This is a genomic window from Paenibacillus diazotrophicus, assembly GCF_042610465.1.
In genome coordinates this window covers 165,551-178,958 of record NZ_JBGJZN010000005.1, presented here as the reverse complement: position 1 = coordinate 178,958, position 13,408 = coordinate 165,551, and the positions used below count along the sequence as shown (strand labels likewise).

Annotated in this window: 13 protein-coding genes; 3 read left to right on the top strand and 10 right to left on the bottom strand. The window is 52.1% G+C overall.

Going from position 1 to position 13,408, the window contains the following annotated elements; all coding sequences use genetic code 11:
* Positions 1 to 175: 175 nt before the first annotated feature.
* Positions 176 to 1,078, top strand: a complete 903-nt coding sequence (locus tag ACAN54_RS19850; RefSeq protein ID WP_379159231.1) for a LysR family transcriptional regulator — start codon at positions 176 to 178, stop codon at positions 1,076 to 1,078.
* A 143-nt stretch (positions 1,079 to 1,221) separates the two neighbouring features.
* Positions 1,222 to 2,031 (top strand): histidinol-phosphatase, encoded by an 810-nt coding sequence (locus ACAN54_RS19845; protein WP_379159228.1) that lies wholly within the window; start codon positions 1,222 to 1,224, stop codon positions 2,029 to 2,031.
* Between the two features lie 73 nt (positions 2,032 to 2,104).
* Here the strand turns inward: ACAN54_RS19845 and ACAN54_RS19840 are convergent, their stop codons facing one another.
* The 8 genes from ACAN54_RS19840 to ACAN54_RS19805 form a co-directional block, all read right to left on the bottom strand.
* A complete protein-coding gene (locus ACAN54_RS19840; RefSeq protein WP_379159877.1) occupies positions 2,105 to 2,842 on the bottom strand; it encodes an NADPH-dependent oxidoreductase in 738 nt (245 codons plus the stop codon).
* Between the two features lie 244 nt (positions 2,843 to 3,086).
* On the bottom strand, positions 3,087 to 3,629 hold the full coding sequence (locus ACAN54_RS19835) for a GNAT family N-acetyltransferase (RefSeq protein WP_379159225.1): 543 nt from the start codon (positions 3,627 to 3,629) through the stop codon (positions 3,087 to 3,089).
* An 85-nt stretch (positions 3,630 to 3,714) separates the two neighbouring features.
* The gene (locus tag ACAN54_RS19830; RefSeq protein WP_379159222.1) at positions 3,715 to 4,650 is read right to left on the bottom strand and encodes a metallophosphoesterase; all 936 of its coding nucleotides are present in this window, start codon (positions 4,648 to 4,650) and stop codon (positions 3,715 to 3,717) included.
* A 42-nt stretch (positions 4,651 to 4,692) separates the two neighbouring features.
* Positions 4,693 to 5,433, bottom strand: coding sequence for an ion channel (locus ACAN54_RS19825; protein ID WP_379159219.1), 741 nt, complete (start codon positions 5,431 to 5,433; stop codon positions 4,693 to 4,695).
* A gap of 41 nt (positions 5,434 to 5,474) precedes the next feature.
* On the bottom strand, positions 5,475 to 6,263 hold the full coding sequence (locus tag ACAN54_RS19820; protein ID WP_379159216.1) for a DUF3891 family protein: 789 nt from the start codon (positions 6,261 to 6,263) through the stop codon (positions 5,475 to 5,477).
* 276 nt (positions 6,264 to 6,539) lie between these two features.
* Complete coding sequence (gene sdhB / locus ACAN54_RS19815; RefSeq protein WP_379159213.1) at positions 6,540 to 7,304, bottom strand: succinate dehydrogenase iron-sulfur subunit; 765 nt, start codon at positions 7,302 to 7,304, stop codon at positions 6,540 to 6,542.
* Positions 7,305 to 7,416: 112 nt separating this feature from the next.
* The gene (gene sdhA, locus ACAN54_RS19810) at positions 7,417 to 9,159 is read right to left on the bottom strand and encodes a succinate dehydrogenase flavoprotein subunit (protein ID WP_379159210.1); all 1,743 of its coding nucleotides are present in this window, start codon (positions 9,157 to 9,159) and stop codon (positions 7,417 to 7,419) included.
* Positions 9,160 to 9,248: 89 nt separating this feature from the next.
* A complete protein-coding gene (locus ACAN54_RS19805; protein WP_379159207.1) occupies positions 9,249 to 9,914 on the bottom strand; it encodes a succinate dehydrogenase cytochrome b558 subunit in 666 nt (221 codons plus the stop codon).
* 399 nt (positions 9,915 to 10,313) lie between these two features.
* Between ACAN54_RS19805 and ACAN54_RS19800 the strand changes: the two genes are divergently transcribed.
* The gene (locus ACAN54_RS19800; RefSeq protein ID WP_379159204.1) at positions 10,314 to 11,213 is read left to right on the top strand and encodes a LysR family transcriptional regulator; all 900 of its coding nucleotides are present in this window, start codon (positions 10,314 to 10,316) and stop codon (positions 11,211 to 11,213) included.
* A gap of 113 nt (positions 11,214 to 11,326) precedes the next feature.
* On the opposite strand, the gene ACAN54_RS19795 is transcribed toward ACAN54_RS19800, so the two are convergent.
* On the bottom strand, positions 11,327 to 11,998 hold the full coding sequence (locus ACAN54_RS19795; RefSeq protein WP_379159201.1) for a potassium channel family protein: 672 nt from the start codon (positions 11,996 to 11,998) through the stop codon (positions 11,327 to 11,329).
* Positions 11,999 to 12,013: 15 nt separating this feature from the next.
* Positions 12,014 to 13,381, bottom strand: coding sequence for a TrkH family potassium uptake protein (locus ACAN54_RS19790; protein WP_379159198.1), 1,368 nt, complete (start codon positions 13,379 to 13,381; stop codon positions 12,014 to 12,016).
* Positions 13,382 to 13,408 lie beyond the last annotated feature (27 nt).

The following is a 13,408-nucleotide window of genomic DNA, read 5'->3' as shown; positions in this document are numbered from 1 at the left end:
ATCCGTGCCCACATCGTGGAGCGTTATTTCACGGCTTATCCCGAACACTTACGGACACGTGAGCATATTCATAACCCTACTTAACAAAAGGACTCCTAAGTCCTATGAAGGCATTATTTTAACATCCTACAATTAAAAGGCGGCATCCGTCATCAGGCCAAAAGGGGGTACGTCCATGAATATCAGCCAGCTAGAGACGCTGATTACCATCTCCAAAACCATGAGCTTCCGCAAGGCGGGTGAACTGCTCAACCTGACCCAGCCGGCGGTATCAGCGCAGATCAAAAGCCTTGAGGAAGAGTTCAAAACCCAGCTCGTAGACCGGAACCAGCCGGTAACTTTAACAGACAGGGGACAGGTATTCCTGTCGCATGCGGAACAGATCGTAAGCATCGTCGAAGAGCTTAAGCAGCGTCTTGCGGATTTGGACGAGAATCCCCAGGGGCATATTATACTCGGTACGACTACCTCGATCGCCATTCAGATTCTGCCGCGAATCCTTTCCTATTTTCAAGACCAGTTCCCGCATATCAAGACTTCCATTTCGTCCATGTCCTCATCCCAAATTTATCAGCATGTGGAGAACGGCCTGGTCGATGTCGGTATTGGATACTTGATCGGCCGGAGCCCGGGAATGACTACCTCTGTACTCTACTATGACACCTTTGAATTAGTGGTTTCTCCACGCCACCCTCTTGCACAGGTCAAAACGGCCGGAATCGAAGCGCTGCGCAACACCCCGCTCATTCTGCTCTCGCCGGACACGGTCGGCCGGAGATTTGCTGATGATGTATTCGCCAGGCATGGCATCCAGCCTCAAGTTATTATGGAGCTGACCAGCAGTGAGGAAGTCAAACGGATGGTGGAGCTGGATCTTGGCGCGGCCGTGATATCGAAACAGTCGGTATCCGCCGAGGTGCGCAGCGGCACCCTTAAGATCGTTCCGATTATTGAGCTTGAGGTCACACATCCTGTTGGGGTCATTACCAAATCAGGCAAATACGTCAACTCTGCCATGCGGCAGTTTCTGAGCGATCTCAAAGGGATGCCGGAAGCTCAATTCATCGGCTCAGAGTGAGCCCCGCCAAGTGAATGGTGTCCCGAACACTATGCGGGGGCAAGTAACACCCGATAATATCCCCCCACGAAGTGAAGACTACAATAGACAACCATTCTAAAACTTAACTTCTGTTCATTTTGGCCTAAGGAGATGTTCTATCTATGAAGTTCGACCTGCATACCCATCATTTCCGCTGCGGCCACGCGGACGGAACGATCAGGGATTATATTGAAGCCGGAATTGCTGCGGGGCTTGAAGTCATCGGCATTTCCGATCATACCCCTTACTTCGGCAGTCCGTCGGAGCAGGCTTTTCCCCATATTGCCATGGCCAAATCCGAGCTCGCCCATTATGTAGAAGAAGTATTGGCTCTGCAGCAAGAATACGCAGGCACCATTGACGTTCTGCTCGGCATCGAATCGGACTATTTCCCCGAACATGCGGAGCTGTACCGCCGTACCTTGTCGGCTTATCCGTTTGATTACATCATCGGCTCGGTACATAGTGTGGGCGGTGTGAGCATTTTTAATAAAGGCCGCTGGAAAGGGCTCAGCCAGAAAGGGAAGATTGCCAGCAAGGCTGAGTACTACCGGCTGATTACCGCATCTGCACGCAGCGGCATGTTCCAGATTCTCGGTCACATTGATGCCATGAAGGGCAATTTCCCGCAATTCTCGGATATCCCCGCTGCAGCAGAGATTGATGAGTGTCTGCGCGTGATCGGGGAATGCGGCATCGCTATCGAAATCAATACCTCAGGAGGCACCAAGCTATGCGGCGGATGGTATCCTTCCGATGACATTCTGGCTCGGGCGCTGCATTACGGAGTGGATGTAACCTTTGGCTCCGATGCGCATAAGCCTTCCCGTGTCGCCGATCAGCATGAAGCTGTGGTGACCAGACTTAAGGAGATCGGGTTCGATCATTGGGTATACTACAAGCAGATGACAAAAATCTCAGTGCCACTCTAGTACAAAAAATGCACCAAGCCTGAACGGTGATGGACGATTGCTGTCCTTCCGTGAGCGGCTGTGGTGCATTTTGTTATGTTGTCAGATTCTCGCAGGTGAAGCCCTGCTGCTTCAGCGTATACTGCGCATCCCCATACTGGGGATTAAGGGTATAAAAGTGGGCAATCGTGCTGCTCCAATCCCTCTCCGTCAACCCCTGTGCCTTCAGGAACATTCGGTGGGCCAGATTATATTCTTCAATCCAACCCTTTGCATCCGGATTGTACTGTTCCTCGTGCAGTACAGCTTCCATGGGAAGTCTTGGCTTCTGCGGCAGCTCCTCGGCAGGGTAGCCGACACACAGCCCGACAACCGGGAATACATACTCCGGTAATTGCAGAAGCTCGATCACCTCCGCTGTATGACGGCGGACTCCGCCTATCGGGATGATGCCCAGACCGAGCGACTCCGCTGCAGCAATAGCATTGGATAAAGCAATCCCCACATCCGTAGCGCCGACAAGCAGCGCATCCACATCCTTGGCGGCCTCAAAAGGTTGTCCTTCCAGTTCACTTGCCACCTTGGTCCGGTAGAAATCCATACAAAACACTAAAAATACCGGAGCTTCCGCCACATGCTTCTGATTCCCGCTGAGCACTGCAAGCTGCTTGCGGCGCTCTTCACTCCGCACGGCAATGATAGATACCTGCTGACCGTGAACCCAAGACGGGGCTGCCTGAGCGGCTTCGATAATGGTCTTTAGCTTCTCCGGCTCCACGGGCTGCTGATGATACTGCCGGTAGGAGCGGTGATTCATTAATGTTCGGATCACTTCGTTCAATGGATACTAACCTCCTGGTCTATTACTGGATGATTAAGACCATCATATCCTAATTGACATGGAAGCCGCCAGTCTTGGCCAAGCTTCCCTCTATTCTTCAAAACGCTTCAAAGGAGGATCGCCGCACAAAAAAAATGGACCCGAATCATCGGGTCCGAGCAGCATTTATATTTTCAAAAGGGGGTCATGTACTTAGTTTAACCGGACACTGTTAGAGTTTCATAACGGCATTATTTCATTTGTGTAACAATGTGAATACTTTCATTACATCCCCGGAACTGCCTGGCATAGGGAGGATTCGTTCCAGGGTCAACCCGTTTTTGATCATGACCCGCTCCGACCTGTGGTTGTCACCACGGCAGCGTCCTTCGATCTTCAGAAGTCCCAGCTCCTGAACAGCGTAATCCAGCAGCAGTCTGACGGCTTCTGTGGCAATTCCCTGCCCCCACCATAACGGATTCAGCATATATCCTAGTAGAGCCTTGTTCTCATGGCGGTTCCAGTTCTGCAGGGATACTGTTCCAATCAGCTCCTGGCGTCCTCTGACATAAATCCCGGCATGAAGCGCGCAAGGATCAAAGGCATACAGCATCCGGGTCACCAGCTTCTCCAAATAGGTGTGCGATGAATTGTCAGCCTGACGCAGCAGAATATGCGGATTCACCTCCGGATGTTTGAGCAGCGCACTGAGCACTCCGGCATCCGTGGATGGCATTGTTCTTATTTCAACCTTTTCGCCTTGCCGTCCCATGGATAATACCGTATCGAAAGTGCTCATTAGGCTCCTCCTTTTCATAGGTGCGTGTGATGGAATCCCAGCCTTTCCCTCTGCCCCGTTCCCAGCCAACAGCGTGATCTTTGTACTACGTCCGCCGCAGGGTGAAAATAGTCAGCTCAGGCCTGCACATGAACCGGAATGGCATGTAGGTTTCGCCGAACCCCCTGTTTACATACACTGGCATTTGCTTCTGCTCCGTATAATAAAGGCCGCTTATGTACTTATTTGATCCATAAGGTGTGTAAGCCGCACCCAATAAGGGCAGGCGGATCTGCCCGCCATGACTGTGGCCGGACAATTGGAGATGGAAGGGATAAGCTTCAGCCGTATCTGCATAGTCCGGCTCATGCATCATGAGCAGTGTGAACATCTCCTCAGGGACACCCTTCAGCGCCGCCTGGGGATCAGGTTTGCCGTGCAGCATGTCATCAAGTCCGGTAACCGCAATGGTTGCGCCGCCCCGCTTCACCAGATAAGACTGATTCCGCAGCACCCGGAACCCGGCGTTATTCAGGAGATGGGTAAGCAGTTCTGTGTTCTTATAATCATGGTTGCCCAGGATTGCATATTTACCGAGCGGTGCACTCAGCTCTGTGAGAATCGGTACAGACTTCTCCAGATCTTCCGCATAGCTGTCCACGATATCTCCTGTGAAGCAGATAATGTCCGGCTGGGCCTCCTGTATATGTCCGGCCAGGCGCTTAAGATCATGCGCATCCTTGTTGAATCCTAAATGCACATCACTGAAATGAACCAGCCGCGTTCCGGCAAAAGCGGATGGAAGATTCCTGAAAGACAATTCCAGCCGTGTAATGTCAAGCCAGTTAGGCTCCCCCTGCCAGGCATAGCCGCTGGTCAGCAGACCTGCACCGAATACAGCAGCCGCTCCCCGGGCCAGGAACTGGCGGCGGGTAAGGGTACGGCCACCGCCTGTATGCGGGGGCGGAGTACTATGCGGAGGGCCGCCTTCTACACCAGCTGCCGTGAGGCCCGGAGAAGCCCCAGACGATCTATTATTCATAGGGAGGTTCTCCTTTCTTGCAGGGTTGTCGAAGAATGAACGCTAAGGGGCAGGGTTGGATGAAGGAGAGGAGTTCTCTGCCTCATCTTCTTGAATCTCCTCTTTTGCTTCGTCTACTTTTTCTTCAACCTCTGTTTCGATATTCACATCAATCGCAGCCTCTATTTCCTCTTCCGAGCCGGGGCCCAGAATTTTGCGGAACAACCCCAGCATGGATAGCGCATAAGCTACGGTGATGAAGCTGAAGCTGATCTGCATGACAACCACAAGACGTGAGGTATTGTCCACCGGAGCCACATCTCCGTATCCGACCGTAGTGAAGGTGGCTACACTGAAATAGAGGAAGGTAATCAGCTGGCTGAGCAAATCTTTGCCCAGCCCATTGCCATCAAAGGAGGACTGTCCGAACAGCTTATATATGGATGTATATACGATAGTGAAAAAAATAATGCAGGTGAAGGCTGCAATGCTAATTCGTACGAGCGTCTGCTGCAGTCTGACCTCTCTGCTGTTTGATTCCTTAATTTCATGAAAAATAAACAGCACATAGAAGATCATGGAGGCAAGAGCGAAAATGAGAATAAGCGCACGCATTCCCCGGTCCCCAGGCAAAATGGAGCGAAGATCTATCCAGTTCAGAAGATCCTGAACCGAGATTAGCGTATAGATCAGAATAGGGATCACGAGCACTCCTTTTCCCATCCTATTCAGCATCATCCGGTATACCCACCATGAGATCATCACCATTACAGCTATATTGAGAGTCCACATCCACCAAGCCATGGGCATACCACTCCTATTCTCCGTCCCTGCCACAAACGCGGCTATTCCGGCCGGCTGGCTACGGTAATCCAGCAGTCTTCTTCGGGCGTGCTGCTGAAGGCAAGGGCGATACCTTTGTCCTTCACATCCTTTTTGGAGACCCGGCGTAGCTTGAAACTCACATGGACGTTCTCTGTGAATGGAAAAGGATCAAGCAACAGTGTAGTCTTGTCCTGCCACTCCGCCGAAATCAGCCGTCCGGACGTGAAGCTGAAATCCTCACTTCCGGAGAATCCGTCACGGAACCAGGGATGCTCTTCCGATTTCAGGCTCCCCGGCTCACTAAGACCCAGATAAAGAGAGAGGTCATCGCAGAACTGCAGCAATCTCGTATCATAATACAATTCGCCTTCTGCGAGTGGTTTACTGCTCTCCAGGAGACGGTGGATACGTGCCCGGCGTTCCTCCTCGTACTTCAGGTAGGCGGTAAGCTCAGGACTGTCCTCACCCGATACCTCGATCAGCCGCTCATAGTGCGAGCTGCACAGCAAAGCACCATAGGGAGTATGCGCCTCAATCTCATCCAGTCCCCGTCTGTAGAAGGTTAGCTTCGGTACCAGCGGAAAATCGATAAAGGTATACGGCGCACCCTCCGTATCATTCCAAAAAGGGGTGTGATCAAGATCGATCCAGCCCCGGTCATGATTGCTGACTGCCCATAACACCTCCGCACGGCGCCCTTCCGCCGGAACATGCTGTTCCTTGAACCATTCTGCAAATTTACCGGCCAGCAGACCGTGCTCCTGCTGCTTCAGCATTATCAAATCCCCGTCCTGTTCACGACAAATCACTGTCATACCTCCCTGGTTTATCCACTGTCTGAATGTTGTATCGACTATGGAGATTATAACATATCCACCTATATTTATTGGAATCCGAAGCCTGATGCCATTCTGTATCCATCGGTTCATTCCTGTAGGACTGTGTAAAGATGTACCCGTTTTGCGGCCGGAAAGAAACAATTAAATCCTTCCAAAAACAAAACACAGCACATCTCCAATCACCGGAGAAGTGCTGTGTCTTTAGCTTTTTAGAGCTTAGTATGAAGCATGAAGGGCTCCCAGATCTTACACACCCAACCAGCGTTTGAACATATGCTTGGTGGTCTGCTTGTTGATCTCGGCAATCGAGGTGGTAAGCGGAATGCCTTTCGGACAGGCCCGCACGCAGTTCTGCGAGTTCCCGCAACCGTCGATGCCGCCGTCTTCCATCAGGGCATCCAGACGTTCATCGGCATTCATCTCGCCTGTAGGGTGGGCGTTGAACAGACGGACCTGAGAAATGGCAGCCGGACCGATGAAATTGGTCTTCTCATTAACATTCGGACAAGCTTCCAGACAGACGCCGCAGGTCATGCACTTGGACAGCTCATAAGCCCACTGGCGTTTCTTCTCCGGCATGCGCGGTCCCGGACCCAGGTCATAGGTTCCATCGATAGGAATCCATGCCTTGACCCGTTTGAGCGCGTTAAACATCCGGCTGCGGTCGATCACCAGATCGCGTACTACAGGGAACGTCTTCATCGGCTCGATGCGCACGGGCTGTTCCAGATTATCTATAAGCGCTGCGCAAGCCTGGCGCGGCTTGCCGTTGATCACCATCGAGCAGGCGCCGCATACTTCTTCCAGGCAGTTGGATTCCCAGCAGACCGGAACTGTGTTGTCGCCCTTGGCATTGACCGGGTTGCGCTGAATTTCCATCAGAGCGCTGATCACATTCATCCCCGGACGGTATGCCAGCTCGAACTCTTCCGTATACGGTGCCGTTTCCGGTTCGTCCTGGCGGGTAATGATAAACTTTACGTTTTTGGGAGCTGCAGCAGTTTCCGCCATATCTGTTACCTCCTAAAAGTATTGTGGTGCATTACTTCCCTGAAATTTTAGAAAATGCTACGGCCTGGGCAGCATCAGAATGTTCAATAAATCTGTTTCCTGCTGACCCTAATCAGTCCTTCGAGTAATCGCGTACCCGCGGAGGAATCAGTGACACATCCACTGCTTCGTAAGAGATTTGCGGACCTTCCGCAGTCCAGCTGGCTTTGGTAGTCTTCAGGAACTCCTCATCATTGCGGTCCGGGAATTCCGGCTTATAGTGCGCACCGCGGCTCTCATTGCGGAGCAGCGCTCCGAGGGTCATGGCCTCCGACAGCTCCAGCATGTTCCAGAGCTGGCGGGTGAAGGCAACACCCTGGTTGTTCCAGCGGGACGTATCGTTCATGTTGATGTTACGGTAACGTTCCTTCAGCTCTTTGATTTTGCCGATGGTGGCTGTAAGTTTGGTGTTCTCGCGCACGACCGTCATATTGGCGGTCATCCACTCACCCAGCTCTTTGTGGATGACATAGGCATTCTCTGTGCCGGACATCGCAAGCAGAGACTCATATTTATTCGTCTGCGTCTTATGGAAGCTGTCAAATACAGTAGAGGAAATATCCTGCACCGATTTCTTGAGCCCTTTAATATATTCCACAGCCTTCGGTCCCGAGACCATGCCGCCATAAATCGCAGATACAAGCGAGTTCGCGCCGAGCCGGTTCGCACCGTGGTATTGGTATTCGCATTCCCCAGCCGCAAACAGACCGGGAATATTGGTCATTTGGTTATAGTCGACCCACATGCCGCCCATGGAGTAATGCACAGCCGGGAAGATTTTCATTGGGATTTTGCGGGGGTCATCGCCCATGAATTTCTCATAGATTTCGATAATACCGCCCAGCTTCACATCCAGTTCCTTCGGGTCTTTGTGGGAGAGATCCAGATACACCATGTTCTCGCCGTTAATTCCCAGCCCCTGGTCCACACATACATTAAAAATCTCCCGGGTTGCAATATCACGCGGCACCAGGTTCCCGTAAGAAGGATATTTCTCCTCCAGGAAGTACCACGGCTTGCCGTCCTTGTAGGTCCAGATGCGTCCGCCCTCTCCGCGCGCCGATTCTGACATCAGCCGCAGCTTGTCGTCCCCGGGAATGGCGGTCGGATGGATCTGAATGAATTCGCCGTTGGCGTAATGCACACCCTGCTGGTATACAGCACTGGCTGCTGTTCCTGTATTGATCACGGAGTTCGTCGTTTTGCCGAAAATAATCCCCGGACCGCCGCTCGCCAGAATGACCGCATCTGCCGGGAAGGTATGAATCTCCATGGTCTTGAGATTCTGGGCACTGATGCCGCGGCATACGCGCTCATCATCCAGGATTACCGAGAGGAATTCCCAGTTCTCGCTTTTGGTAACCATGCCTTCGGCTTCCCAGCGGCGAACCTGCTCATCCAGTGCATACAGCAGCTGCTGGCCGGTCGTCGCACCTGCAAAAGCTGTCCGGTGCCGCTTCGTACCGCCGAACCGGCGGAAGTCAAGCAGACCCTCCGGCGTGCGGTTGAACATCACACCCATCCGGTCCATCAGATGGATGATACCCGGCGCCGCTTCACACATGGCCTTGACGGGAGGCTGGTTGGCGAGAAAATCGCCGCCGTATACGGTGTCATCGAAATGCTCCCAAGGCGAGTCGCCTTCGCCTTTGGTATTCACCGCACCGTTAATGCCGCCTTGCGCACAGACCGAATGCGATCTTTTGACAGGAACAAGGGAGAATAAATGCACATGCGCGCCGGATTCCGCCGCCTTGATGGTAGCCATCAGGCCAGCAAGCCCTCCGCCCACGATAATGATATCGGCTGATGCCATGATTGTTCCCTCCTAATTGTTATGCAGAATTTCCACTTGTATATTGTATCCTAAGGTTCGTCCGTAGCTGGACGCGGTTTCTACATTTCTTAGATCAGACTGCGCAGCGACTGTACCGCCGAAGCCGTAGCCTGGAATTCATCATCCCGGAAAGTGACCAGGGAGTACAGGAACATGAAGCTGACAATCACGAAAAGACCAAGACAGATAACAGAGGATACTCTTTGGGAACGCGGACCTACGGTAACCCCCCAGCTGATTAGGAACGACCAAAGACCGTTCGAGAAGTGGAAGCAGGCTGCCAGGATACCGATGATATATACGGTAAGCAGCAGCGGCTGGGTAACGATATTATGCATGACACCGCCAAGCTCTTCGTGCTCCACTTTGCCGACTGCCACCTGAAACCGTGTTTCGTACAGATGCCAGACAATGAAGATGAAGGTAATCACTCCAGTGATCCGCTGCAGGGTATACCGCCAGTTCCGTTCAAGGTTGAAGCGGTTCAGGTTTGGCTTGGACTGATAAGCAATATACAGTCCGTAGACCCCGTGGTACAGCAGCGGCAGCCATATGCCGAACAATTCCAGGAAGAAGACGAGCGGCAGGCTGTTCAGCCACAACACGCTGTCTGTGAAACCGGAAGCGCCTCCCTCAACTGCTGAGAAATTCGTCAGCATGTGCTCCAGGAAAAAGAACCCGAGCGGGATAACGCCAAGCAAGGAATGAATCTTTCTGGAATAAAATCCTCTCATGCAAAGTGTCCCCTTTCCGATATAAAACAGCGTTTTCATTAATGAGCATACACCGCCGGGAGTACAGTTGAAACAGGGGACCAGGGGCTTCGGGAGCCCGCAAAATGTCTATTTTCACCGCTATTCATTGTTTTCCCGGACATTGCTGCATCTTTCACAATATGTGAATATCTTGTGTCAACTTTCATGTTACTCCTTTTTCTCTTATAAGGGAATTGCAATCTAATTATTAAACGTTATACAATAAACGCATAAGAATAGATTTAATGTGATAATAATTCTCATTTAGAGTGTAATAATTTCCGGAAAATCCTTGATATCCGTTGCTGGTACTGGTTACTTCCTTATAACGGATATGTCATTTATCACTTTCCATATAGATTTCTGGGAGGATTGCTTATGTTTGATGATTTGGACATTTTTGCTGCCGTCGTGGAGCATTCCAGCCTGAATCGCGCCTCGCGCCAGCTGAATTTGTCCCAGCCCGCCCTCTCCCGCAAAATCTCCAAGCTGGAGGAGCGGCTCGGCGTTGCACTCTTTAACCGGTTCGGCAAGCGGCTGGAGCTGACTGAGGTAGGGCGCCTTACTTATACCTATGCGCTGGAGCAAAGGCAGCAGCGCGCCAAATTTCTGGAAGCGTTATCGAAGTTCAAGGAAGGGGAACCCCAGCTTGTAACGCTAGGTGCCAGCCTCACGACACTCCAGACCACACTGCCGCCGCTGGTGAATGCCTACATGGAGAAATACCCGGCGGCCGAGCTCAAGCTGATCACCGGCAAGACGCATGAAATTGTCTCCTCGGTCAGCGAGGGCAGGTCAGATCTTGGAATTATCGCGTCCGCTACTCAAGAGCCGGGTCTGCGCTGCATCCCCCTGTTCGAGGATCAGCTCCGTCTGGTCGTCTCCGAGCATCACCCGCTAGCGCTCTCCGGGAAGCTCACCATGAGCGATCTCTCCCGGCTGCCGATGATCCTCTTCTCCAAGGGCACCTGGTACCGCCGCATGACCGATGAGCTGTTTCAGCGAAGCGGTACCGATCCCGATGTGCGTATGGAGATCGACTCCTTCGAGGCGATCGTCCGGCTGCTGCCAACGATCAAGGCCGCAGCGCTGTTGCCGAAGTCATATCTGCGCTCTGAACTGCTGAACGGCGGCGGACTGGTCTCCCTGCACATCAAGGAGCTGGAGCAGACCCAGCGGACGACTTGCCTGATCTACCCAAGCAACGGGAGCCTCAGCACGGCTGCACGCTGCCTGGTACAGGTAACCGAGGCCGTGTTCCTACCGGGGCGGGAATAAAGGACGGACTGAGCAAGGTCACACTCCAATCTTGGTCTAAACACAAACAAAACGCCCGGAAGCAAATAGGGCGTTTGTTTGTGTTTCAATTATATTAAGTAACTAGCAGTGACTCAATGCTCCACATTCACCGCTTCATCCTCAAATTCCACGATGCTCGCGTTGGAACCGATGACCACCATAATATCGCCCTGATGCACATGGTCGTGGGCTGTAGGAGCGACAATAACGCCATCTTCCTTATTTAGGGCAATGATACTGCAGCCATATTTAGCCCGCGTGTTGAGCTCTGACAAGCTTTTGCCATCCATGCAGGCGGGAACAGTCAGCTCGACCACCTTGTAATCCTTGGAGAGTTCAATATAATCCAGCAGGTTGGGTGTGGTCAGCTGATGAGCGACACGTATACCCATATCCCTTTCCGGAAAAATCACCCGGTCTACGCCAAGTTTGGACAGCGCCCGCCCGTGAAGGATAGAAATCGCCTTGGCCACCACTTGCTTCACACCCAGCTCCTTCAGGAGAATCGCCGCCAGGATGCTGCGCTCCATGTTATCCCCGATGGCTACAATGCCGCAGTCGAAGTTGCGTACACCCAGTGAGCGCATGATCCCCTCATCCGTGGCATCCGCTACGACCGCATGCGTCAGCTGGCCGGTCATTTCCTCTACGCGTTCCTCATAATGGTCAATTCCGAGCACCTCGTAGCCCATGGCCATGAGTTCCAGGGCAAGACTTGAGCCAAAGCGGCCAAGGCCGATGATGACAAACTGCTGTGCTTTCATAATATCCGTAACTCCTTATCCAATTATCATTTTGCCTTCCGGGTATTTATATAATTGCTTACCCTGTTTTGGACCAATTGCATACGCCAGTGTCAAAAGCCCCAGCCGTCCGGCGAACATGGTCAGACAAATCAGGATTTTACCGAATAGGCTCAGCTCCGGAGTCAGCCCCATGCTGAGGCCAACGGTAGCGAAGGCCGAGGTAGTCTCGAACAATATCATGAGAAAAGCCCTATCCTCTGTGGTAGACAGTATCATGGATACGGACACAACCAGCAGCAGCGCCAGCAGCGTAATCGTCAGCGCCTTGAATACACGTTCTTGTGCAAGACGGTAGCGGAACAAGACAATATCCTCGCGTCCGCGCAGCATCGAGATTACAGCACCGATCATCAAGGTGAAGGTTGTCGTCTTGATCCCCCCGCCTGTGGAGCCTGGTGAAGCACCGATGAACATCAGAATGACGATAAAAAATTGTGAAGCCTGCCGAAGACCGGCAATGTCCACTGTATTCGCACCGGCGGTGCGCGGGGTCACGGATTGAAAGAAGGCCGCCCAGACTTTACCACCAAAGCTCAGCGGTCCCATAGTCCGGGAATTCGTAAATTCAAAAACAAAAATAACAACTGCTCCGAGTACAATCAGCGCCGCTGTCATCGACAGAACCACCTTGCTGTGGAGAGACAGCCTGCGCGTGCGCCGGAATTCCACCAAATCGGACATAACGATGAAACCGATCCCCCCGGAAATGATCAAGAACATGACCACGATATTGACGATAGGGTCGTGTACATACCCAGTCAAGCTGCGATAGTCTCCAAAGATATCAAACCCGGCATTATTGAACATCGATACCGCATGGAAAATACCAAAATAGATAGCGCGACCAAGCGGCATATCAAATGCCCAGCGCAGGGAGAGAATCGCGGCAGCCGCGGCTTCAATGACGAGTGAATAGATGAGCACCTTGCGGATCAGCCGCACAATGCCTTCCATTGAGCTCTGATTCATGGCTTCCTGAAGAATCAGCCGGTCACGAAGAGAGATTCTGCGTTTCAGCACCAGTGCGAACAGGGTCGCCATCGTCATGAAGCCCAAGCCGCCAACCTGAATAAGCAATATAATGACTATTTGTCCAAACACAGTGAAATACGTTCCTGTATCCACTACCACAAGTCCGGTTACGCAGGTTGCCGAAGTTGCAGTAAACAAGGCATCAATAAATTTGAGCGATACTCCAGAAGTACTCGACACGGGAAGCATCAGAAGCAAGGTTCCGATCAGAATGACGGCTGCAAAGCCGAACACCAGAATCTGCGGCGGAGACAGCTTCAGAAATCTGAAATTTGTAATTTTTGGAATTGGTGAAGCCAAACTTCTCATCCTTTCGCAACTTACGTTTTAAACATA

What these genes read in the sequence shown, in the direction of transcription:
- ACAN54_RS19850 (WP_379159231.1), top strand. Translation starts at nt 176, where the DNA reads ATGAATATCAGCCAGCTAGAGACGCTGATTACCATCTCCAAAACCATG.
- ACAN54_RS19845 (WP_379159228.1), top strand. Translation starts at nt 1,222, where the DNA reads ATGAAGTTCGACCTGCATACCCATCATTTCCGCTGCGGCCACGCGGAC.
- ACAN54_RS19835 (WP_379159225.1), bottom strand. Translation starts at nt 3,629, where the DNA reads ATGAGCACTTTCGATACGGTATTATCCATGGGACGGCAAGGCGAAAAG.
- ACAN54_RS19830 (WP_379159222.1), bottom strand. Translation starts at nt 4,650, where the DNA reads ATGAATAATAGATCGTCTGGGGCTTCTCCGGGCCTCACGGCAGCTGGT.
- ACAN54_RS19825 (WP_379159219.1), bottom strand. Translation starts at nt 5,433, where the DNA reads ATGGCTTGGTGGATGTGGACTCTCAATATAGCTGTAATGGTGATGATC.
- sdhB (WP_379159213.1), bottom strand. Translation starts at nt 7,304, where the DNA reads ATGGCGGAAACTGCTGCAGCTCCCAAAAACGTAAAGTTTATCATTACC.
- sdhA (WP_379159210.1), bottom strand. Translation starts at nt 9,159, where the DNA reads ATGGCATCAGCCGATATCATTATCGTGGGCGGAGGGCTTGCTGGCCTG.
- ACAN54_RS19805 (WP_379159207.1), bottom strand. Translation starts at nt 9,914, where the DNA reads ATGAGAGGATTTTATTCCAGAAAGATTCATTCCTTGCTTGGCGTTATC.
- ACAN54_RS19800 (WP_379159204.1), top strand. Translation starts at nt 10,314, where the DNA reads ATGTTTGATGATTTGGACATTTTTGCTGCCGTCGTGGAGCATTCCAGC.
- ACAN54_RS19795 (WP_379159201.1), bottom strand. Translation starts at nt 11,998, where the DNA reads ATGAAAGCACAGCAGTTTGTCATCATCGGCCTTGGCCGCTTTGGCTCA.
- ACAN54_RS19790 (WP_379159198.1), bottom strand. Translation starts at nt 13,381, where the DNA reads ATGAGAAGTTTGGCTTCACCAATTCCAAAAATTACAAATTTCAGATTT.